20 protein-coding genes and 1 pseudogene are annotated in these 22,423 nt (G+C 64.1%); 9 read left to right on the forward strand and 12 right to left on the reverse strand.

The annotated features are described in order from the left end of the window. The first annotated feature begins 54 nt into the window (after nt 1-54). Nucleotides 55-894 carry a DUF1194 domain-containing protein gene (locus QQL28_RS02865; protein WP_284260802.1) on the forward strand — a complete coding sequence of 280 codons (840 nt, stop codon included), beginning with the start codon at nt 55-57 and terminating at the stop codon, nt 892-894. A gap of 25 nt (nt 895-919) precedes the next feature. Here the strand turns inward: QQL28_RS02865 and upp are convergent, their stop codons facing one another. The 8 genes from upp to QQL28_RS02905 form a co-directional block, all read right to left on the reverse strand. After that, entirely contained in the window at nt 920-1,549 is a 630-nt protein-coding gene (upp, locus tag QQL28_RS02870; protein ID WP_284260804.1) for a uracil phosphoribosyltransferase, read from the reverse strand. A gap of 158 nt (nt 1,550-1,707) precedes the next feature. Then, nucleotides 1,708-2,946, reverse strand: a complete 1,239-nt coding sequence (locus tag QQL28_RS02875; protein WP_284260806.1) for a DUF1688 family protein — start codon at nt 2,944-2,946, stop codon at nt 1,708-1,710. 8 nt (nt 2,947-2,954) lie between these two features. Beyond that, entirely contained in the window at nt 2,955-4,211 is a 1,257-nt protein-coding gene (locus QQL28_RS02880) for a GTP cyclohydrolase II (RefSeq protein WP_284260808.1), read from the reverse strand. Nucleotides 4,212-4,483: 272 nt separating this feature from the next. Beyond that, nucleotides 4,484-5,296: a CarD family transcriptional regulator gene (locus QQL28_RS02885; protein WP_284260810.1), complete on the reverse strand. Its 813-nt coding sequence runs from the start codon at nt 5,294-5,296 to the stop codon at nt 4,484-4,486. A gap of 343 nt (nt 5,297-5,639) precedes the next feature. After that, nucleotides 5,640-5,978 carry a ferredoxin FdxA gene (gene fdxA / locus QQL28_RS02890; RefSeq protein WP_284260812.1) on the reverse strand — a complete coding sequence of 113 codons (339 nt, stop codon included), beginning with the start codon at nt 5,976-5,978 and terminating at the stop codon, nt 5,640-5,642. Nucleotides 5,979-6,113: 135 nt separating this feature from the next. Beyond that, nucleotides 6,114-6,368 carry an RNA-binding S4 domain-containing protein gene (locus QQL28_RS02895; RefSeq protein ID WP_284261531.1) on the reverse strand — a complete coding sequence of 85 codons (255 nt, stop codon included), beginning with the start codon at nt 6,366-6,368 and terminating at the stop codon, nt 6,114-6,116. Between the two features lie 25 nt (nt 6,369-6,393). Beyond that, nucleotides 6,394-9,813: a helicase-related protein gene (locus QQL28_RS02900; protein ID WP_284260813.1), complete on the reverse strand. Its 3,420-nt coding sequence runs from the start codon at nt 9,811-9,813 to the stop codon at nt 6,394-6,396. Between the two features lie 700 nt (nt 9,814-10,513). Further along, a complete protein-coding gene (locus tag QQL28_RS02905; RefSeq protein WP_284261534.1) occupies nt 10,514-11,329 on the reverse strand; it encodes a DUF3108 domain-containing protein in 816 nt (271 codons plus the stop codon). A gap of 615 nt (nt 11,330-11,944) precedes the next feature. On the opposite strand from QQL28_RS02905, the gene rpmB reads away from it, so the two are divergent. The 5 genes and pseudogenes from rpmB to ftsZ all read left to right on the forward strand — a co-directional run bounded on the left by rpmB (nt 11,945) and on the right by ftsZ (nt 16,218). Beyond that, nucleotides 11,945-12,253 (forward strand): 50S ribosomal protein L28, encoded by a 309-nt coding sequence (gene rpmB, locus QQL28_RS02910; protein WP_284260816.1) that lies wholly within the window; start codon nt 11,945-11,947, stop codon nt 12,251-12,253. A 185-nt stretch (nt 12,254-12,438) separates the two neighbouring features. Beyond that, nucleotides 12,439-13,674, forward strand: coding sequence for a KAP family P-loop NTPase fold protein (locus QQL28_RS02915; protein ID WP_284260818.1), 1,236 nt, complete (start codon nt 12,439-12,441; stop codon nt 13,672-13,674). Between the two features lie 253 nt (nt 13,675-13,927). Beyond that, nucleotides 13,928-14,110, forward strand: a pseudogene (locus QQL28_RS46075) (phospholipase effector Tle1 domain-containing protein); the annotation flags it as partial. Between the two features lie 285 nt (nt 14,111-14,395). Continuing rightward, a complete protein-coding gene (locus tag QQL28_RS02925) occupies nt 14,396-14,908 on the forward strand; it encodes a hypothetical protein (protein WP_284260820.1) in 513 nt (170 codons plus the stop codon). 50 nt (nt 14,909-14,958) lie between these two features. Then, nucleotides 14,959-16,218, forward strand: a complete 1,260-nt coding sequence (gene ftsZ, locus QQL28_RS02930; protein WP_284260822.1) for a cell division protein FtsZ — start codon at nt 14,959-14,961, stop codon at nt 16,216-16,218. A 667-nt stretch (nt 16,219-16,885) separates the two neighbouring features. On the opposite strand, the gene QQL28_RS02935 is transcribed toward ftsZ, so the two are convergent. Together QQL28_RS02935 and QQL28_RS02940 are read right to left on the reverse strand one after the other, a co-directional pair. Continuing rightward, complete coding sequence (locus tag QQL28_RS02935; protein ID WP_284260824.1) at nt 16,886-17,422, reverse strand: nucleotide exchange factor GrpE; 537 nt, start codon at nt 17,420-17,422, stop codon at nt 16,886-16,888. Between the two features lie 305 nt (nt 17,423-17,727). Then, nucleotides 17,728-18,006, reverse strand: a complete 279-nt coding sequence (locus QQL28_RS02940) for a DUF1488 family protein (RefSeq protein ID WP_284260826.1) — start codon at nt 18,004-18,006, stop codon at nt 17,728-17,730. A gap of 203 nt (nt 18,007-18,209) precedes the next feature. Here QQL28_RS02940 and QQL28_RS02945 point away from each other — a divergent pair, with 203 nt between their 5' ends. From QQL28_RS02945 to QQL28_RS02955, 3 genes are all read left to right on the forward strand, one after another. Continuing rightward, complete coding sequence (locus QQL28_RS02945; protein WP_284260828.1) at nt 18,210-18,344, forward strand: hypothetical protein; 135 nt, start codon at nt 18,210-18,212, stop codon at nt 18,342-18,344. 84 nt (nt 18,345-18,428) lie between these two features. Beyond that, nucleotides 18,429-19,751 carry a T6SS phospholipase effector Tle1-like catalytic domain-containing protein gene (locus QQL28_RS02950; RefSeq protein WP_284260830.1) on the forward strand — a complete coding sequence of 441 codons (1,323 nt, stop codon included), beginning with the start codon at nt 18,429-18,431 and terminating at the stop codon, nt 19,749-19,751. Nucleotides 19,752-20,016: 265 nt separating this feature from the next. Further along, nucleotides 20,017-20,265: a PilZ domain-containing protein gene (locus tag QQL28_RS02955; RefSeq protein WP_284260832.1), complete on the forward strand. Its 249-nt coding sequence runs from the start codon at nt 20,017-20,019 to the stop codon at nt 20,263-20,265. A gap of 183 nt (nt 20,266-20,448) precedes the next feature. Here QQL28_RS02955 and QQL28_RS02960 read toward each other — a convergent pair whose 3' ends face one another. Continuing rightward, nucleotides 20,449-20,856, reverse strand: a complete 408-nt coding sequence (locus QQL28_RS02960) for a hypothetical protein (protein ID WP_284260834.1) — start codon at nt 20,854-20,856, stop codon at nt 20,449-20,451. A gap of 228 nt (nt 20,857-21,084) precedes the next feature. Then, complete coding sequence (locus QQL28_RS02965; protein ID WP_284260836.1) at nt 21,085-22,197, reverse strand: NADH:flavin oxidoreductase/NADH oxidase; 1,113 nt, start codon at nt 22,195-22,197, stop codon at nt 21,085-21,087. Nucleotides 22,198-22,423: the final 226 nt, after the last annotated feature.

Here is a 22,423-nt window from a genome sequence, read left to right on the forward strand (position 1 = left end):
CCACGCGTCGTCCTGAGCCGACGCATGTAAGGTACAACCCGAACGAGGACCGCCATGCGCAAGTGTGTCTGGATCCTGGCGGTGCTGGCCGCGGGCGCTATCGCTGGAGGCGACGTCGCCAGTACTGCCGTCGGTAATCTCGGGCATCAATTGGTCGACAAGGATGCGCTGCGAACCGTCGATGTCGAGCTCGTCATTGCCGTTGACGTCTCTTATTCGATGGATGAGGACGAGCTTGTTGTCCAGCGCGAGGGTTATGCGCAGGCCGTCACCTCCGAGGAATTTCTCCAGGCGCTCAAGGCCGGGCCGAGCAAGAAGTTGGCCGTGACCTATTTCGAGTGGTCCGGCTCTGATGATCAGAAGGTCATCGTGCCCTGGAGGCTGATCGACGGTCCGGAGTCCGCAGATGCGCTCGCCGCCGAGATCATGCGAACGCCGGTTCGCCGGGGCTCCCGCACGTCGATTTCCGGCGCAATCCGTTTTGCAATACCGCTGTTCGACCAAAATCGGTACCACGGGCTGCGACGTGTGATCGATATTTCCGGTGATGGCGCGAACAACGAGGGCCCCCCGGTTACCAAGGCGCGGGACGCGGCGCTGGAGAAGGGCATCACGATTAACGGCCTACCGATCATGATGAAACGAACGACCGTCTCGATGATGGATATCGATAACCTTGATTCATACTACGAGGATTGCGTGATCGGAGGCCCCGGCTCGTTTGCGTTGACAATCAAGGAGCGCGAGAAGTTCAAGGAAGCAATCCGGACCAAGCTCACACTGGAGGTCGCCGGCCGAACGCCGGCTTATCGGATCGTCTCGGCGGCCGAAAGCGGTCCGAGGGTTTCCTGTGGCATCGGCGAGGAAATATGGGAGAGGCGCAGCCGTTGGTGAAAGCCGCTTGCCACGGCCCGTTTCCCTACCGCGTTCCGTACGCGCGGTCGCCGGCATCACCTAAGCCCGGCAGGATGTAGCCGTGCTCGTCGAGCCCTTCATCGATGGCCGCCGTCCAGATCGGGACATCCGGATGCAGGCCGCGAATGCGCTCGAGGCCTTCGGGTGCGGCGATCAGGCAGGCAAGCCGGATATCCTTCGCGCCGCGCTCCTTCAACCGGTCGACTGCGGCTACCGCCGTGTTGGCCGTTGCAACCACCGGCGTCACCACGATCGCGAGCCGTTCGCCGAGGTCGGACGGCGACTTGAAGAAATATTCGACGGCCGCGAAGCTGTGCGGTTCGCGATAGAGCCCGATATGCGCGATGCGCGCGGTCGGGACCAGATCCATCATGCCATCGACGAACGTCGTGCCGGCGCGCAGGACCGGAACGAACACCAGCTTCTTGCCGGCGATCTTGGCCGATTGCATGCGCGCAAGCGGCGTGTCGACGACGACCTCGGCGAGCGGAAGATCGCGCGTGACCTCGTAGCACAGGAGCATCCCGATCTCCTTGACGAGCTCGCGGAAGGATTTTGTCGAGATGGACTTGTCCCGCACCAGCGTCAGCTTGTGCTGGACCAGGGGATGATCGACGACGGTGACGCCTTCCATGGTGTGATGCCTTTCTTCCTTCTCCCCTTGTGGGAGAAGGTGGCGCGACGCGCCGGATGAGGGGTCGTTTCCGCGAACTCTAGTGAGAGATGCTCTCGCGGAAGCAACCCCTCACCCGCCTCGCTTCGCGAGGCACCCTCTCCCACAGGGGGAGAGGGTTAGAAAACCGTGCCATCGCTGATGACTTTGATCGGCGGCGCGCCGTCCGGGCGTCGCGCGAAGGCGGCGGCGCGGCCTGCGGCCCAAGTGCCGCCCTCCAAAATGCTTGCAAGCGGCAGCGAGGTGCGATCGCGGCCGAGCCGCGCGCGGACATGCTCGGCGAGGCGATCCAGCAGGGCGACCGTCAGCGCCCGCCACTCCACGACGAGAAGGGAGTCGACGGCGTGAGAGCGCTCGACATCCGCGAGGTCGCGCAGGCGCAGCACATCGAGATCGACGAACAAGCCGCCGTTGCGGTATTCGGCGAGCCCGGTGAGGCCGTCGATGTCGGTCACGTCAAAGCCGGCGCGCTGCAAGGGCTCGATCAGCGAATAGCTCAACCATTGCGACAGCTTGTGCAGGGGCACGAGACCTGTGGTCGCGTCATCGGTCTTGATCGCGCCGTGGCGCCAGCAATCGCCGAGCGGAATGCCGGCGAGCTCGAGCCGCGACGGCCAGATCGGACCGAGCTGGCTCAGCACTTCGGCGAGAATGACGGGTGCGGCGATCGCGCCATTGGCAGCTCGGGCCGCAAGATGATCGAACAATCCGCCCGGACGCGGCCGATCGTGTGTGCCGAAGACCTGCGGACGAGACGTTACCAGCTGCCCTAGGCGCCGCAACAAATCCACGCGTCCCTCAAGGCCCAGCAGCGGATTGTTGTCCGTGACCTGGAAACCAGACTGGAGCCGCGCGAGCTGGAGCTGCGCAATCACATCCGCATCGACGCGGAAGGGCGAGCGCGGGTCACCGGAGAATGCACCACCTGCGAACATGTCGAGGCTTGCCAGCGCAAGTCCCTCGGAGCGGCCGATGTCCTGCCCCGTCATGGCATCGCGGTAGCGCCAGGCAGCGCCGGCGCCCGCATCCAGCAGCACGCTGGCGATGGCAAGATCGAACTCGGCACGCGCCCGCGCGGCGCGATCCGCCCAGGACATCGTGTCCGCGAGGCGCGACCAACGGTCGACGCCGCCGAGAACGAAGTGCCGCCATCGTGCGTGAAACGGGATGTTCAGATCGGGATAGGACCGCCGTGTGGCCGCGAGCACGGCATCCACGACAGCGTCCATGCGATCGAGATGAACCGTGAAATGCGCCAGTCCATCGCCCAGGCCGATATCGAGCATCTGCGCGGCGCGCGCGCGGACCGCTTCCGCTGAGAGCAGCGATCGAGCCTCTCGTTCTGTGGCCGCCGCCATCACGTAACTCAATATTTCTCCAGCGAGCGTCCGACCGTGTCGGTCAAATCCTTCGCCGTCGGAGTCTCTTCGGCGTAATAGCCGGCCGCCTTCTTGGCGGCGATCTCGACATGCGCATCGGCCGGGATGAGCTCCAGCGGGATCGGCACGCGTTCGACGATATCGATGCCCTGCCCCGTGAGCGCGTCATATTTCATGTCGCTCATCGACAGGAAACGATCGATGCGCTTCAACCCGAGCCAGTGGATCGTGTCCGGCATCAGTTGCTGGAAACGCGCGTCCTGCACGCCGGCAACGCATTCGGTCCGCTCGAAATAGGCGGCGGCCGCGTCGCCGTCCTCCTGGCGCTTGCGCGCATTGTAGACCAGGAATTTGGTGACCTCGCCGAGCGCGCGGCCTTCCTTGCGGTTGTAGACGACGAGCCCAAGCCCGCCCTCCTGCGCGCCGCGCGCGCATTCCTCGATGCCGTGAATGAGGTAGGGGCGGCAGGTGCAGATGTCGGAGCCGAATACGTCGGAGCCGTTGCATTCGTCGTGCACGCGGCAGGTGATCTTGGTGCGATGATCGGGCAACTTGGTCACGTCGCCGAACAGATAGACCGTGGTACCGCCGATCGGCGGCAGGAACACCTTCATGTCGGGCCGCGTCACGAGCTCGGGGAACATGCCGGCGGTCTGCTCGAACAGCGTCCGCCGCAGCTCGGCCTCCGTCGTGCCGAAGCGCTTCGCAAGGCCGGGCAGATACCAGACCGGATCGATCGCGATCTTGACCACCGACACGCTGCCATTGGCGTGCACGACCTCGCCGTCGGCGCGCAGCCGTTTTGCCGCCATTGCTTCGCGGATTTCCGGCAGATCCAGCCGCGCGCGCGTTACCGCAATGCTCGGCCGGATGTCGGCACCCTCGGCGATCTCCTGGCGGAAATTCTCGGCGACGAGGTGCCCCCAGGGATCGAGCGCGACGATCTTTTCCGGGTCGCTCCATTGCGGGAACGGCCCGATGGTCGCGGCCGGAAACGTGTTGGTGAGATCGGGTCGCCGGATCGGATCGAGCGCGCCGGCGGAGACTGCGAGCGCACGATAGACGGCGTAGGAACCGCCATGGCTGCCGATGACGTTGCGATCCTGGGCTCGCGACACCGTGCCGACGATCGGCCCGCGAGCGCGCGCATCCGCGGCGCCCCAATGGATCGGGAAGGCCGCCTTTCCGCCCGGCTCCGGATGGGAGGTGAGGCGGATATGTTCGGTACGGTTCGAGCGGCTCATCACCGGGCTCCTATAAAGCCAACGGCCCGCCTATCAGACGGGCCTGGACCATCCTACCGTGCGGTCATGACGCAAAGCCGTTCACGACCGAATTGAATAGCATAAGGGCTGACAGACCTGTTCGCTAGATGTCCTTTGCGCATCCAGAACGATCAGGCCACCGGCTCCTCTTGCATAGCTCAGGCCTTCGAGGGCGATCGCCCTCGCACCAAAACGAACAAGCCCGGCCGTTCGGCCGGGCTTTGGATTTGCTGACCGCGAGCAAGGGTGCTTTACGCGGCCTCGTCGGCGACTGCCGTATCGTCGCCATCGGTATCGTCGATATCACCCTCGGTGTCCGCATCGGCCTCGCCTTCGGCGGCTTCGGCCTTGGCACCGGTGCGGCGCGGGCTCTTGGCGAGCTGGGCCTCGATCTCCTTGACCGCTTCGGTCTCGGTCGAGTGCTGCACCACCGCGATCTCGCGGGAGAGACGATCGAGCGCCGCTTCATAGAGCTGGCGCTCCGAGTAGGACTGCTCGGGCTGCGATTCGGAGCGGTAGAGGTCGCGCACGACTTCCGCGATCGCGACGATGTCGCCCGAATTGATCTTCGCTTCGTATTCCTGGGCGCGGCGCGACCACATGGTGCGCTTGACGCGGGCGCGGCCCTTGAGGGTCTCGAGCGCCTTCTTGACCAGCGCGGGCTCGGACAGCTTGCGCATGCCGACATTGGCGACCTTGGCGGTCGGAACGCGCAGCGTCATCTTGTCCTTGATGAAGTTGATGACGAACAGCTCGAGCTTGGCCCCGGCGATCTCCTGCTCCTCGATGGCCAGGATCTGGCCGACGCCGTGAGCGGGATAAACGACGAATTCATTGGCCTTGAAGCCCTGACGCTGGGTCACGACCTTCTTTTCCTCGACCTTCGGCGCAGCGGCAGCCGGCTTCACCGCGGGCTTGGCGGCAGCGACGGGGGCTTTGGCAGCGACGGGCGCCTTCGGAGCGGCGGCAACAGGAGCTTTCACGGCAGGCTTGACCGCAGCCTTGGCAGCTGCGGGCTTGGCAGCGGTCGCTTTCGCGGCCGGTTTGGCAGTCTTGTTAGGCATTGCGCTTCTTTTGTTCTTCGAGGACTTTGCAGCCGTGTGCTTAGTCGCGCCACGACCCTTGGATGCGCTACGGCTGGCCGCGGCGACTTTTTTGGCATCCTTATGTGACGCCTTAGCAGAAGTACTCTTTTTACGCGTTTTCTGTGACACAGCCTGCGCGCGGAAAACTGCCACGCCCCTGTTCGACATGAGGTTTCACGGGAACCCAGAGGGGCCAACGGGGCTGACGGGGTTCAGCTTAATGTGCCCAATATAGCACATTTCCCGCAAAAATCAATGATTTAGGGGTCTTTTGGCCTGTTTGCAGCGCTGACTAAGGTATTAGGGTTAAGTTTGACCCGAGTTAGTCTCCAGAACCGGGGTTTTTAGAAAAATATTTCTCGAACTTGCCGTCCTGGCCGTCGAATTCCTTCGCGTCCTCGGGCGAATCTTTCTTCTGGGTGATGTTCGGCCAGCTTTTGGCGTATTCGGCGTTCACTTCCAGCCACTTTTCGAGGCCCGGTTCCGTGTCCGGCTTGATGGCGTCCGCCGGGCATTCCGGCTCGCACACGCCGCAGTCGATACATTCGTCAGGATGGATGACCAGCATGTTCTCGCCCTCGTAGAAGCAATCTACCGGGCAGACCTCGACGCAGTCGGTGTACTTGCACTTGATGCAGTTTTCAGTGACGACGTAAGTCATCCAACGCTCCGAAAAGCTCTCGCAAATTCGCGGCTTGCGTAGCGCGTAAATACCCACGCCGCAAGGTCGGCAAGGGCTGATCATGACGGGTTTTCGTCAGAGATCGCCCAAGAAATGAATAGAACGCGCAATTAATTACGCTTTGCGCTCGCCCAGCTCCTCATAGAGCACGCGCGCCGAGTTTGCATCGCCGCGCCGCTCGTTGAAGGCGACTACCTTCATCACCCGCACGGTGCGATCGAGGGCGATGGTCAACACGTCGCCGATCTTGATGGCGTGCCCCGGTGAGGTCTCGCGCACGCCATTGACGCGAACATGCCCGGACTCGACCAGCTCGGCCGCAGACGTGCGCGCTTTCACCACGCGAGCGTGCCACAGCCATTTGTCGATCCGCTGCCGCTCGGTCGTCGTGGGATCACTCCTTGCGGCCGGCGAGCTGCTCTTTCAGCGCGGCGAGCTTTGCGAAGGGCGAGTTCGGATCAATCGGCCGATCGCGCTCGCGCGGGTTCGCACTGGAGGCATAGGGGCGATGCGACGGACCGGATTCGCGGTCACGGCGATCGCGGCCCTTGTCGCGGTCGCGGCCACGGCCGCCGTCGCGATCGCCGAACTTGCCCTTGTTGCGATCGCGATCCTTGTCGCGATCCTGGTTACGATCCTTGCCCTCGAAACGACGGCCCTTGTCGTCGCGTTGCTCGCGGCGTTCGCCGCCTTGCCGCTCGCCGCCTTGGCCCTCTTCGCGTCCCTTGCGGAAATCCTTGCGCCCGCCGCCATGACGATGGCGCTCGCCGGGCTTCGCGCCCTCTGCGGCAGCGGCCTCGCCCTCGGCGGGCGCGGCCTGCGCGCCTTCCTGCGGGCGCGGCTGGTGGTGATGGCGGGGGCGGTGCCGCTCGTGGCGCGGCTTGCGGTCCTCGTGACGGCCGCCGGGACGCCAGACCTCGACGAGCTGCGGCTCGGCGGGGGCAGCTTCTGCCGCTGCTTCCGCTGGAGCTGCGGCATCGGCCGATGCGGCGGCTTCCACTGCGGCGGCAGTATCGGCCGGCGCGGCATCGGTGGCGGCTTCGACGCTTACAGCTTCATCCGCCGGCGGCGCGATGCCGGGCGCATCCTCGGGCGTCACCGGCGCATCGGGCGTAGCCTCGAGCGCGGGCTCGGCATGAGGCTCGTCCTCATGCTGCTCCATGCCCGGCGCGTCCTCGACGGTAACCGGCTCGGCCGCCGCGTCAACGGGCGCCTCTGTGGCAGGCGCCGCGTCGTCCGCCGGCAATTCGGCAACGGCCTCAGTCGCCGTCTCGCTCGACGTCTCAGCCGCAGCTTCAGCAGCCGGCGTTTCGGTCGCGACCGTCTCTGCCGCGACAGGCTTCGGCGGCAGCGGCGCGCGCTTCTCCATGCGATAGCCGAGCGCGCGCAGCACCGAGGCAAAGTCTTCGCCGGCCGAGCCCGTGAGCGAGGTCATCGCCTGCGTCACGACGAAGCTGCGGCCGTCGAACGCGCCGGCCGGCTTCTCGCCGGGCGAGGTCTCGCGCCAGGCCAGCGCAGGGCGGATCAGATCGGCAAGGCGCTCCAGAATGTCGACGCGCACCGCGCGCTCGCCGCACTGCTTGTAGCCGAGCACGCGATAGGCATCGCGCGGGAGCTGCTTGTCGGTGGGGAACGAGGTGCGGCCCGAGCTCGCCAGGTGCTGCGCGCCGGACAGCGCCGACAGATCGACATTGTCGTGCTTCAGCGCCCAGAGCAGCGCGGCCAGCGCGCGCCCGGCGGGCTTGAGCAGCTGCGGGAAATAGAGGTGATAGGCGCCGAACCGCACGCCATATTTGCGCAGCGTCGCGCGCGAGGGCTGGTCGAGATCCTTCAGCTCGTTGGCGATCTTCGGCCGCTCCAGAACGCCGAGCGCCTCGACGAGCTGATAGGCGATGCCGCGCGCGATGCCGGTGACATCCTCGGCCTTCGACAGCTCGAACATCGGCCCGAGCAGCTTTTCGATATGCGTCTTGAGCCAGAGCTCGAGCCGCGCCTGCACTTTCTCACGCGGCGCCCCGGTGAGGCGCTCGTCGGAGATGATGCGCAATCGCGGATGCAGCGCTTCCTCTGCGGCAACGAGACGCGCCACGGCGTCACCGGTCCAGCGGATCGTGCCTTCCGAAGTCAGCACGAACTGCTCGTCGGGAGCCGCGCCCAATTTCTCGGCACGCGTATTGATCTCGCCGGCGAGCACCGCCTGCGCCGCAGCCTGCAAGGCTTTCGCATCGGATCCTGCTTCCGCAGCATCCGGTGCAAAGGTGAACCCATCGAGACGGCCGATGACGTGGCCTTCGACGATGACTTCGCCGGTCTTGCCGATTTCAGTATTCAAGCTCGTGTTCTCCCGCAGGCGGCGCATCAATACACTGGTACGACGATCAACGAAACGCTCTGTAAGCCGTTCATGGAGCGCATCTGACAATTTATTTTCGACCTCCCGCGTGACCCCTTGCCAGCGTTCGGGGTCTTTCAGCCAGTCCGGGCGGTTGGCGACGAAGGTCCAGGTGCGGATCTGTGCGATCCGTCCCGACAGCGTATCGATATCGCCATCGATGCGGTCGGACTGGTCGACCTGGGCGGCGAACCATGAATCGGGGATGCAGCCCTTGTTCATCAGGAAGCCGTAGAGCGTGGTGACGAGCTCGGCATGGGCCGCCGGCGACAGTTTTCGGTAATCGGGGACCTGGCAGGCCTCCCACAACCGTTCCACGGCCGCCTTGCCGTGGGCCTTGTCGCGGACCTCGCCGTCGCGGGCGGCGTGATCGAGAACGCGCATGTCCTCGGCGATCGGCGCGCGCGTCAGCGCCTCATGACCGGGGGCCAAGTTCAGCGACACCTGGAGCGCGCCGAGCGAGGAGAAATCGAGCTTCGAATTGCGCCACTGCAATACCTTCACCGCATCGAAGGTGTGGTTCTGGAGCGCGTTGACGAGCTCGGGCTCGAACGGCGCGCAGCGGCCCGTCGTTCCGAACGTGCCGTTGCGCGTGGCGCGACCGGCACGGCCTGCGATCTGCGCGAACTCGGCCGGCGTCAGACGGCGGAACTGATAGCCGTCGAACTTGCGGTCGGACGCAAACGCAACGTGATCGACGTCGAGATTGAGGCCCATGCCGATCGCATCGGTGGCGACGAGATAATCGACGTCGCCGTTCTGGTACATCGCGACCTGCGCGTTGCGCGTGCGCGGCGAGAGCGAGCCGAGCACGACGGCGGCGCCGCCATGCTGGCGGCGGATCAGCTCGGCGATCGCATAGACTTCATCGGCGGAGAACGCGACGATCGCGGTGCGCCGCGGCTGCCGCGTGATCTTGCGGTCGCCGGCAAATTCAAGCTGCGACAGCCGCGGCCGCGTGATCATGGAGGCGCCGGGCAACAGGCGCTCGATGATCGGGCGCATGGTCGCAGCACCGAGCAGCAGCGTCTCGTCGCGGCCGCGGCGGTTGAGGATGCGGTCGCTGAAGACGTGGCCACGCTCGAGGTCGGCGGCGATCTGCACTTCGTCCACCGCGAGGAAAGACACATCAAGATCGCGCGGCATGGCCTCGACGGTCGAGACCCAGTAGCGCGGATTCCTCGGCTTGATCTTCTCCTCGCCGGTCACCAGCGCGACGCTCTCGATGCCGGCGCGATCGGCGATCTTGTTATAGACCTCGCGCGCGAGCAGCCGCAGCGGCAGCCCGATCATGCCGGACGAATGCGAGAGCATCCGCTCGATGGCGAGATGCGTCTTGCCCGTGTTGGTCGGCCCGAGCACCGCAGTGACGCCGGCGCCCGGCGCGCGCTCGGAAGCGAAGGAGGAGGGAGGAAAGGCCATTCTGGGGGGACTAGGTAATCGCGATTGGGGCGAATGTCAGTGGCGTTTGGAGGTGGAGTACTCGCCACACACACCACTGTCATCGCCCGGCTTGACCGGGCGATCCAGTATTCCAGAGGCGGCTGTGCTCGAACCGAGGAGCCGCGGCGTACTGGATGCCCCGGTCAAGCCGGGCCATGACGGCGGAATGTGTGCAGGCAACTCCCACCTCCCCCGCAACTGTCTCATTTTGCAACGCTTTCTCGGCTGCACTTAAGCTTCGGAACGACTCCGGAACGAATCGCGGCCGAATCGCTGACTCCCCTTGGCTTCCGGATTCGTTCACGCAACATCTCGCGCCAAGTCGATTTCAGGCGCACTAGATGGAGTTTTGACCGTCGGCACAAGCGGCGTTTTCGGGGCGAGTTCCTTAATGTTGGGGACGGGCCGGAGTCGAATCAGAATCGCGCGGGAGTCAAATGGATTCACGCGCCGACGCGGCCAAAACAAAATCTCGAAAACAACCCCATGCAAAGGAGTCGGAGCCCTTCCCTCCCCCCTTGTGGGGGAGGGTGGATCGCCGGCGCGAAAGCGGCGGCGAGACGGGTGAGGGGTATCTCTCCACAGATGAGATCGGAGGAGGGAAACCCCTCATCCGGCGCTTCGCGCCACCTTCTCCCACAAGGGGAGAAGGGACGTCAGCGCGCAAGACCCGGACAAATCACTGCGTCTTGGCGACCTTGGGCGGCTGGGGGGCGGTGATGAAGCTGGTGGCTTCCAGCATGGCGGGGCCGAGCGGCGTCGGGATCTTCACCCAGAACGGCACCAGGATGCGGGTGCCCGCGACGGGGGCGAAGGCGATCTCGATGCTGCGTTGGGCGGCGAGGTATTTAATTACCGGCCGATCAGGGATGTAGCCGGCCACCGGCACGAAATACAGCGCGCAGACCACGACCGGGCCGCGATAGCCCTTCTCCGCCTTCACGCTCTCCATGCGCTTGAAATCGAGCTTGAGGTCGTAGCGCATGCGGCCGTCGAACACGGGGGCACCCGTGTGGCAGGCCTCCGGCGACACCGGCTCGCCGGTGCCGGGCACGCGCAACAGCGAGGCCGTCATCGGATCCCAGACGCCGCGGCGATGCGCCTCGGTGACGACGATGCGATCAGGATCGACCGGCGGCTCCGGCGCGATGCCGAACTCCTTCACATTGCCCTTGTCGAGGACGATGTGGATCTCCTCGGTCTTCTTCGAGGTGGTGGTGGAGGCCTGGTAGCCGGTCGCCACCAGCGCGCCGTTGACCACGCGCCCCTGCGAGGCGCCGGTGCCGGACCCGCCGGTGAAGGATTTCAAAATGCCGATGGTGCCGCCGCTTGCCGCGGCCGAGAACACATCGTCCTGGATGTCGATCGTCCAGGCGCCGCGGCCGACCGGAATGCCCGACAGCGTCGCCTCATACTGCGCCTCGAGCCGCCCTTGCGCGGCCGCAGGTGCCACGTCCCAGCCGAGGCCAAGACCGCAAAACGCAGCGAACGCCAGCCAGCCGCGCCGGCGCGACGAGAGCGCGACGGGGACCGGCCCGGGCGGAAGGGGGGATGGCGTGATCACGTTCAGGTGCAATCCAGTCGGTGCGCTAGTCTTTGTTACTTAAGCCAAAACCTGCGGCAAGCAATGTGCGCGGCGACAAACGGGACGTGCCGGGACATGGAACCGCTATCCTCTGTCGGCCCCGATTGCGCCCTTTATGTGATGGTAAGGCGTTTCAATCATTGCCGTTTTCGTGAGCGGCGCCGCATACTCGAAAACCTCTCCCGCGTGCGGGAGAGGTCGGCGCGAAGCGCCGGGTGAGGGCTCTCTCCACCCGGGGACACCCTCGGTGAGCCTCGAAGGCCCTCGCCCGGGGAAGCAACCCTCACCCATAGCCGATGCTCCGCATCGGCGTTCTCCTTTAAGAACGGCGGCCGACGGCCGCCTATGCCTCTCCCGCAAGCGGGAGAGGGGGAACGGCAGCGGCGCAAGCGCCCAAATCCTTGACTACCCGCCCCTTCCCCCCTATACGTCCGCCCGCTCCCTGCAAGGACAGAGAATTTATGACCCCCGTGGCGCCCCGAATGGCCGCCGCAAATCGCTGGGGGAACGGAAAGGGTTTTTAACATGTCTCGCCGCTGCGAACTGACGGCCAAGGGCCCCCTGACGGGCCACAAGGTCAGCCACTCCAACATCAAGACCAAGCGCCGCTTCCTGCCGAACCTCGTCAACGTGACGTTCATCTCGGAAGCCCTGGAGCGCAACGTGCGCCTGCGCGTCTCCACCAACGCGGTCAAGAGCGTCGACCACAATGGCGGCCTCGACGCCTACCTGCTCAAGGCCAAAGCCGACGCCCTGTCGCCGCGCGCCCTCGAACTGAAGCGCCAGATCCAGAAGAAGGTCGGCGGCGCTGCGCCCGAGAAGAAGGCGAGCTAAGAGTTTTCCGAGCTGGGGCTAGGGCGAGTAAGCGTCTAGTCGAGTAAGCTTAGAGAGTTGAGTTTGAGTAACGGCCGGGTCGAAAGATCCGGCCGTTTTTGTTGTCGCGTCATGAGGCGCCGAATCTATTTCTATGTAAGATTGTGTCGATTTCAGTTGTGGCTACTTTCGATAGGGTCCGAAGGGTGGCGGGAACGAGACAGCCAAGCGAGGCAGCCGAGAAAGAGCTTAAGGGCGACTCTCCGCTTCAGTCCCTAGAGGATGATGAATTCGGCCTTGCTGAGATTACGCTCAGCATTTCTAGAATTCTCGCAACACGCATATCAGCCGACGGTTACGTCTTAGGCTTGGAAGGCGCTTGGGGAAGCGGAAAATCTACGCTAGCCAATTTCATAGCCGAACAGCTCGCAAAATATAACGAGCATGTCGTTGTGCGATTCGAGCCTTGGCTTATTGGCGAGAGGAATGCACTTATTGCTGCATTCCTCGGCCAGCTAGCACAAAAAATAGAAGTCGTTGAGAGCCAACAAAACCACTCATGGCACCCGTCAAGATGGCGGCTTGGGCGGCTTTCCAAACGGCTATCTGGCAAAATGCGACGTTACGGCGAATACATGGGAGCCTTTGCTGTGCCCATTGGGAGCGCGAGCGCATTGGATCCAACGGGCTCGACGGCTCTCGCGGCGACCGGTCTCAAGACTGCTAGTGTCTTTGCCAAGTTCTTTGGCAAAGCTCCTTCCATTGAGCAACTGAAGGCAGAGATTGTGAGCGGGCTGCACGCCATCCGTGACCTGCTCGCAAACATCCGCTTCACAGTCATCATCGACGATACTGATCGCTTAGAACCCTACGAAGCAGTGGAGCTTTTGCGGCTAGTTCGAAAGGTCGCGGACTTCCCATTTGTTACTTATGTCATTTGCTTTGATGCGAACGTGCTGTCTCAGCAGGTGAACCACGCCCTGGAAATTCAAGATGGACGCCTTTACATCGAAAAAATATTTCAAGACGTTGTTCACGTTCCTCCGCAAGAGCCGTTTGCTTTGCGAAGATATCTCCAGAGGCTCTTGAAGCAGTCCTTTCCGATCGAGATGGGAAGCAGCCTCGACGATCACGAAGTTCAATTCCGAAAAGAGGCGCTGTTCAATCGTTGGTGCGGGTTGCTAGTGAACACGCCAAGAGATGTCGTGCGATTGTATCAAGCAGTTGAGCTTGCTTGGCCGTATGTTCCCAAAGGGCTCGATTTCCTTGACTTCGTTTGGCTTCAGCTGTTGAAGCTCAAGTGGCCGGACCTCTACTTGTGGACGCGGGACTATCTACGAGACGTCGGAAGCTATCGCGATCGCGGGAGGGTCGCCGACAAGGAGCGTGCAGCAGAGGCTCAAAGATTGCTCAAGTTGCTTGAGCTACCATCCGTTGCATGAGCAGTATATTCGCTATTTTGCGGACCCTGGTGAAACGCTGGAGCGCTTACGACAATTGGCGACAAAATCACGCCGCGGCGCGGACTCGAGAGCAGCGCAGAAGTTGCTTTCGGCTTGGGTTCCGCTGCCTAGTGAGACCCTAAAGAGCGAGCTTCAAGGTGATGTTGATGATGCCACTAGCTGACGGCATGCATCCAAAAGATCACTCCTCCCCATTTTGCGCTATGCTCGCCCCGGTAGCACAGCGGAGGGTATGCTTCGATGGAGCACGAGCAAAAACGAATCCAAGGCCAAACCCAAGACCAACGTCATCTGCTGCGACGGCACGGGCAATGAAATCAGCGAGAACATCTCCAACGTCCTGAAGCTCTATCGCTGCCAGCGCAAGACCGACAAAGCGCGGCCGCGGCAGCCGGAGTTCTATGATCCCGGCCTCTCGCACGACGGCTCGAACGGCGTCGTAGAAGCGTCGACATTGGATCGCTTTGCGAAGGCCGCTTCCCGCTCATACGGACGCGGGGGATCGCGTTCGTCAGCGTGTCGGCGGTCAAAGGTGGACCGGAACAACCGGACTGCCCCCGAAAACAACGCGAATGCCCCAAAGCGTTAGCGCCGGGCCCGCGCGTTAACCGTCCATTAACCAACGCAGCCTAGCCTCCAGTCATCGTCCAGTCATCATTAGCCCGAAATGCCTCCCCGGTTCGCTCCAGGAGAAGAGCCGATGCGCGTTGAGTTGCTGACGTATGCCGATCTAGGTGTCCGCCTCGGAATCTCGCGCGAGGCGGCTCGTTCGCTTGCGAGGCGGCGCCGGTTGCCGCGCTTGCGTTCGGATGAGGGCAAGGCCCTGGTGAGCGTTGATTTCTCCGAACTGCGGCATACGCCCCGCCCGCGACGCGGTCGGCAGGCGGACCCCGTCGCCGCCTCCATGGCGAAGATCGAGGCATTCAGGAGCGAGGCATTCAAGGCGGAGATCGCGCGGCTGGAGGCAGAGGCAGCCGGCTACAGGGCGGATTTCGAGCGCGAGCGCGAGCGCGCCGATCGCCTGGCCGTCGAGCTGCTGCAGGCGGCTGCCGAGACGACGGCCGCCGATGAGTGGGCGGCGCGATTGGAAGACGAAGTGGCCGCTTTGCGGACCGGTCGCCGGGCTGGCGGCTGGATCGCCGGACAAGCCGCGCTTCGATTGGGACGTTTGGCCGCTTCCATCGTGGAATCAGATCGCGCGGCCCGCAGGTAGCACCCGATACTTTCTCAAATCCCCAGTCTGCCGGAGCAACCGAGGACAGAATGACTGACATCACCGATATCCGCGAAATGAGGGCGCGCATCGTCGTGTTCGGGGTCGGCGGCGCCGGCGGCAATGCCGTCAACAACATGATCACGGCCGGGCTGGAAGGGGTCGACTTCGTCGTCGCCAATACCGACGCGCAGGCGCTTGCCATGTCGAAGGCCATGCGACTCATCCAGCTGGGCACCCACGTGACCAAGGGCCTTGGCGCCGGCTCCCAGCCCGACCTGGGACGCGCCGCAGCCGAAGAGGCCATCGATACGATCCGCGATCATTTGAAGGGCGCACACATGGTGTTCGTGACCGCCGGCATGGGCGGCGGCACCGGCACCGGGGCTGCACCCATCATCGCCAGGACCGCGCGCGAGCTTGGCATTCTCACCATCGGCGTGGTCACCAAGCCGTTCTACTTCGAGGGCCAGCGCCGCATGCGCTCCGCCGAAGCCGGCATCGAGGAGCTGCTGAAGACGGTCGATACCCTCTTGATCATCCCGAACCAGAACCTGTTCCGGGTGGCCAGCGCGAAGACCACATTCGCCGATGCCTTCGCCCTTGCCGACCAGGTGCTTTATTCGGGCGTGGCCTGCATCAGCGACCTCATCGTCAAGGAAGGCCTGATCAACCTCGATTTCGCCGACGTGCTCTCCGTCATGCGCGAGAAGGGCAAGGCCATGATGGGACGGGGCGAGGCGTCCGGCGAGAAGCGCGTGCTCGCCGCTGCTGTCGCCGCAATATCCAATCCGTTGATCGAGAACCCCTCGATCAAGCGCGCCAGTGGCCTCATCATCTCCATCACCGGCGGCAAGGATCTCATGCTGTACGAGGTCGACGAAGCCGCGACCCGGATTCGCGACGAGGCTGACCCGGACGCCAACATCATCGTCGGCGCGTCCTTCGATGAAAGCCTCGAAGGCATCGTCCGCGTCTCGGTGGTGGCGACCGGCATCGATAATCTCGACGCGGCGCAGCAGACCGAACCGGCGGAAAGCCCGCTGACGCAGCTCGCCGGCCGGCTGCGCAACGACAGCCGCCGCATCGCCGATCGCATCGAGCGCAGCGCACCGCTGCCGCAAGTCGAGAGCCCGCCGCTCCGCCCGGCGGCTGCCCGCCCCGCGGGGCCACCGCCAAGGCCAAATCCGGACCATGCGCGCCACGCGGCGCCGCGGCCGGTCGATCCCTACGGCCGCCCCTCTCCGCGCAATGCGCCCGACGACGGCATTCTCGATATCCCCGCCTTCCTGCGCCGCACCGCGAACTGAGCGGGCGCGAGAGCGGGGTTGCCTGCCTGGCAACCAGCGAGCCCAACACAGCTCGTCATCCCGGGGCATCGCGAAGCGATGAGCCCGGGATCCATTGGACCGCAGTGAGTGTTGAGCAATGGATTCCGGGCTTGCGCTGACGCGCGCCCCGGAATGACGGAGCAAAACAACAACTCTCCGATGCTGGAAATGGGCCGCTGCTAAAGCGCGATGAGATTAGGATGAATCATCATCGCGCTTTAGGTTGTTGTTTGCGCATGATCTTTTCGGAAAACCGTTTCACACTTTTCCGGATCATGCTTTAGGCAACTCGAGAGCAGAATGTCTTTTGCTTGACTCGATCGAGCCGCGGGCTCGCTCAACCTCTCCCGCTTGCGGGGGAGGTCGCGCGAAGCGCCGGGTGGGGGCTCTCTCCGCATTGGAGTCCCGATTGCGGAAGCCCCCTCTCCCCGACCCTCTCCCGCAAGCGGGAGAGGGAGCACACCCCCGTGCGCAATTGCGCACTAAAGCGCGATGAGATTGGGATGAATCGTCATCGCGCTTTAGGTTGTCGTTTGAGCATGATCTCCGCGCAAACGCGTTCCGCGTTTGTCGCGAGGGAAAACCGCTTCGCACTTTTCCGGATCATGCTCTAGGCCGGGACGACAACTCTATTCACGCTGCCCTGCTACGCGGATTCTGTTTCCTTTTTCTCCGCCTCCTTGTCGCGAGATAGCCAGGCCGGGAAACGCAGCATGCGCTCGTTGTTGTCTCTTGGTTCGACGGGCGGCACGATGGGGGCCTCATAGGCCAGGCTCGGGAGGTCTAGTGCGGGGTCGCCGGCTCGCACCGCATCAGCGCGCTGATCCAGTCCGCGGAGCAGGGGATCGAGAACGGTGTCGATTTCGGTCGCCACCGACAACAGGAAGCTGTTGAGCTCGCGCGCCTCGGGCATCACTGCCGCGGCCGGCTCGATCGCCTTGCAGAGACCGTCGACGACCGGTGTAAACGCGCTGGAGGCGTGCTTGATTCGCGTTTTGATCGCTTCGATTTCACCGAGGACGCGATCACGCTCCCGCCTTTTTTTCTCCTCCGAAAGGCGGGCTTCGAGTTCGGCGATATGAGCCGTCAGGGTCGTGGCTTCGGATGCAAGTGCATCGCGTCTTCCGCGCACGCGATCGAGATCGCGGCTGAGGTTGTCCACTAAGTCGTCCTTTCCGAACATGGGTTTGCTCCGTAGGACAGCCGTCGCGCGAACCGCCAGCCAGTCAAGCAAACGAAAAGCTTGATCGGCCGAAACCGGCATCAACTTCGGTCGCGTCGCATGGGCCGACATGGTGACCCCCAATCACCCGCATTAGGCGACCGCATGGTTAACAAGTGGTTAATTCCCACAGCCGATGCGGCAATGGAGCCGCGGATGCGATCGAAAACGCGCGGAGCTTGCGCAAACCGGAATCCTCAATCCGACGTCGCGTTCTCACCCGCTAATGGCGCATTCGCGGATGGAGGAGCCCGGCGCGTCGCCCCCTACCCCCTGAAATCAATGCTCCGCAGCACGATGCCCGGCGGGGTGCCTTCGAACTCGGTCGCGCGGTATTTGCTGGCGGCGCAGGACTCGATGCGGTCGCGCAGGCGGATGAACTGGGCTTCGCGCTGCTCGGGCCTCGCCTGCGGGCCGCGTTCGAGATAGTCCATCGCGGAGGTCGAGATCGCGCAAGGGATCTCCTTACCTCCGTCGTGCATCGAGAACAGCACGATCATCCGGTCGTATTCGTGGCCGATGTAGCGGCCGCTCGTGAGCGTCATGGCTTTCTCCCTTACGCGATCGCTGCCTTATTCAATCGCTGGCCTGTGCGATCGTTCCTCAAGGACCCACGGCCGGCCGCCCGCCTGCCGCGCGCGATCGCTTTAGGGCTCGCTATTAGCCTGGCGCGGGCGTAGGCTCCTGCATCACCGCACTTCCAGACGGCATCGACCGGTGACTGAGGGTCACGAAGGAGACGGGTGACATGGCCAAGGGACAGCAACGCAGCAATCGCGAAGCCAAGAAACCGAAGAAGGAGAAAGCCAAGGTGATCGCCGCGGCGCCAAGCCGCAAGGAGGTCGCCTGGCAGCCGGATTTCGGGCCGGCGAAGAAGAAGTAGGACGACACCGCCCCGACGGCATCGTCGCCTTTCCGTCGCGTTTTTCGCTATACTCGCCCCGGTAGTATCACCGAGGGGCGCGCGATGGAGCACGAACAAAGAAGCGAAGCCAAAAGCGAGCCCAAGACCGAACCCAAGAACATCGTCATCTGCTGCGACGGCACGGGCAACGAGATCAGCGAGAACATCTCCAATGTGCTGAAGCTCTATCGCTGCCTGCGCAAGACCGACAAGACGCGGCCGCGGCAGCTGGTGTTCTATGATCCCGGCGTCGGCACGGTGACGGAGCCGACGACGTGGCACCGCTGGAAAGCCAACATCAACATGGTGCTGGGGCTCGCCACCGGCTACGGGCTCGATGACAACGTGCTTTCGGCCTACTGCTTCCTGGTTCAGCATTACGCGCCGGGCGATCAGATCTACCTGTTCGGCTTCTCGCGCGGCGCCTACACCGTGCGGGTGCTGGCGGGACTGATCCACAAGGTGGGGCTGATCTCGCCGGAGCAGGCGAACCTCGCAGGCTCGGGCCTGATCGCCTACAAGCAATATTCGGGGACGGGGCGCGGCAATGACCTGCCCGATCTCACCGATGTCGGCAGCGACGAGGACGGGCCGCTGCCGACCGACCGCTTCGATCTTGCCGCGCAGTTCGCGCGCATCACCTCCTCTCGCTGGCCGACGATCCGCTTCATCGGCGTCTGGGACACGGTTGCGAGCGTGATCGTGCCGCGGCCGGACCGGCTATATTGGCCGAGCCTGGAGGAGCTCGCCTTCACGCTGCAAAATCCGAGCGTAAAGATTTTTCGCCAGGCGATCGCGATCGACGAGCGACGCTGCATGTTCCGCCTGAAGGAGTGGATCGAGCCGCAGCAGTATTGGAGCAACCGCTTCGTGCCCGACGACAGGAAGGAGCCGCAGGACATCCTGCAGGTGTATTTCGCCGGCGTGCATTGCGACGTCGGCGGCGGCTATGCCGAGAGCGAATCGGGCCTGTCGAAATATCCGCTGCTGTGGATGATCGACGAGGCGATCAAGTGCGGGCTGCACTTCAACCCGCGCACCGTGAACCAGCTCGCCTGGGGCGTCCAGCGCAAGAACAGCCCGTTCACCTATGTGGCGCCGGGCGTGAGCGAGATGCACAATTCGATGACGCCGGCCTGGCGCGTGCTCGAATACATTCCGAAGAGCGCGAAATACAAGGAATGGCCGGAGCGGCAGGTCCATCTCGGCTTCTACATCCCCGACTGCGAGCCGCGCCTCATCCCCGAAGGCGCGCATGTGCATGAGAGCGTGGTGAGGCGGATGACTGAGGTGCCGGACTACAGGCCGGTGAATCTGCCGAAGGATTTCGTCACGGTGCCGATGCCGGTCGGGCCGGAGAAGCCGACGACGGTGGAGGCGGCGTAGCGTTGGAGGGCGGGGCGAGAGCGCGCCATACATTCAGTGTCGTCCCGGCCTAGTGCGCAATTGCGCACGGGGGCCGGGACGACAATGGGGAGAAAGCACAGCGCTCCTGCAGCGCTGTCGGCTGGCGGTGACGCGCTGCGCATAGCTAATGCTTTCTTAATCGCGGCGAAGAATCGCTAAAATTCTTACGCATTCCTTAGCGTGATGGTGCGACACTCCGTACCATTCTTTCCCGAAGCGCATTCGCGTGAGGAGGACGAGCGACATGCAGCATCAGCGCCGATTTGCCCGCGTCAAGCCGAGCGGACTGGTGTCGCGACAGGCCAAGATCATCACGGACCCGAAGGCGCCGGTGATCAACTGCACGCTGATCGACTATTCGCCCGGCGGAGCCTGCGTCGATCTCGGCGGCCAGGTGAAAATCCCCGACCGCTTCGAGCTGCTGCACGTCAACACCCGCAAACGCTGCCGCGTCGCGTGGCGGCGGGGGACGAAGGTGGGTGTGGTGTTTTAAGGGAACGCAAGGGGCGGCCAGTTACTCCGCCGTCGTCCTGGCGAAAACCCATTACCCCAGGAAGGAGTTTGGCGAAGACTCGTCGTTCGGGATTAACGCCATCCGCGATCGATAGACCTCGCGGTATGGGTCCTGTCTTTCGCCAGAACGACGACTGAATGTGCGGCGCACATCGCGTGCCAATTACTTCCGCCACCTCGCCTTCGCGCCGGCCACGATCTGCATGGCGACGCCAGCGAGCCAGGCGAAGAGAACGAGCCAGGTCCACGCGATGTCCGGGTTCTCGCGCAGCACGATGACGCCGACGGAGGCGAAGGCGGCCAGCGTGGCGCAGAGGGTGCCGGCGGAGCTCAGGAATTCCGCGGCGTCGATCGCGGCATGCGCGTCGTCGAACGGCATCTGCGGCGTGTCGATGCCGAGATAAAAGCCGACGGCACCCAGCATCATCATCAGCAGCAGGAAGCCCTGCGTGGTCAGCATCGGGATCGCCGATCCGACATAGGCGCCGACGAACAGGCCGCACGCCGCCCCCGCCAGCGCCAGCCCGCAACGCTCCAGCACGTGGGCAGACTTCCGGACACCATAGCGCATGGCAGGCCTCGCGGGGGTTTTGCGCTCGCGAGGTTAGGCCAATTCGGCTGATGGCGGAAGGTAAGTAGAGTCACGGAGGGGTGATGTGATGCGCATGAGGAGTGTGTGAGCCGCCACACTTCGTCGTCCTGGCGAAAGCCAGGACGACATCGTTATTGGGATCACGTCATCGTACCTCACCCGCGTCGATCGTGGCTGCAGCGTCGCACCTCGCGCGCAGCGTTGCCCTCACCTCGCCCCGAACGTCGTCTTGCCGAACAGCGCCTTCTGCGTCGAGGGCTGCGAGCGCCAATATTGCGGCGGGGCGTCGACGACACCGCCGAGTTCGGCGGCGGCGTGCCAACCCCAGCGCGGGTCGTAGAGCATGGCGCGCGCCAGCGCGACCATGTCGGCCTTCCCTGAGGCGACGATCTCCTCGGCGAGCTTTGCTTCCGTGATCAGGCCGACCGCGATCGTCGTCACGCCGGTCTCGCGCTTGATGGCCTCCGCGAACGGCACCTGGTAGCCGGGGCCGAGCGGAATCTTCTGAAGCGGCGACACGCCGCCGGAGGAGGCATCGACCCAGTCGATGCCGCGCGTCTTCAACTCGCGCACGAACTCGATGGTCTGCGGCAAGTCCCAACCGCCCTCGACCCAGTCGGTCGACGACACCCGCATGCCGACCGGCCTGTCATGCGGAAACGCGGCGCGCACGGCATCGAACAGTTCGAGCGGGAAGCGCATGCGGTTTTCGAGCGAGCCGCCATATTCATCGGTGCGTCGGTTGGAGATCGGCGAGAGGAATTGATGCATGAGATAGCCGTGCGCGCCGTGCAGCTCGATCGCATCGATGCCGAGCCGCATCGCGCGCTTCGTGCACGCGACGAAGGCGTCGCGGATTCGCACCATGCCGGCGCGGTCGAGCGCGTGCGGTGCCGCCTCGCCCTCCTTGTGCGGCACGGCGGATGGCGCCACCGTCTGCCAGCCGCCATGCCCTTCCGCCAGCAACTGCCCGCCGTCCCAGGGTCGGGCGCTGGAACCTTTCCGCCCCGCATGCGCGAGCTGCATCGCGACCGCCGCGGTGGAATGCTTGCGCACCGAGGCGATGATCTGCTTCAGCGTCGCCTCGCAGGCATCGCTATAGAGCCCGAGGCAGCCCGGCGTGATGCGCCCGATCGCCTCGACATGCGTCGCCTCGATACAGAACACCGACGCGCCCGACAGCGACAGCGAATTGATGTGGGTGAAGTGCCAGTCGGTGGCGACGCCGTCGTCGGCCGAATACTGGCACATCGGCGACACCATGATGCGGTTCTTGAGTTTCAGGCCACGCAGCTCGATCGGGGAAAACAGGGCGCTCATGCGGATGTTCCGGCAGATGGAGGGCGATGCGGGGAGTGTAGTCGGCGGGCGCGGGAATGCTAGCGGCATGGCCGACATGGCCCGCGCGGCTGCCATGCACTCAACCGCGCGTTTGGCGAGGGCCGTCAGCCCACCCTCCGCCGTCGTGGGGCGAAGGCCGCCGTCTGTTCTCCGCCGTCGTCCCGGACAAGCGAACTCCTGGCAAACGCGTAGCGTTTGTCCAGAG

Origin of the sequence: Bradyrhizobium iriomotense (assembly GCF_030160715.1) — a bacterium.
Classification (GTDB): Bacteria; Pseudomonadota; Alphaproteobacteria; order Rhizobiales; family Xanthobacteraceae; genus Bradyrhizobium; species Bradyrhizobium iriomotense.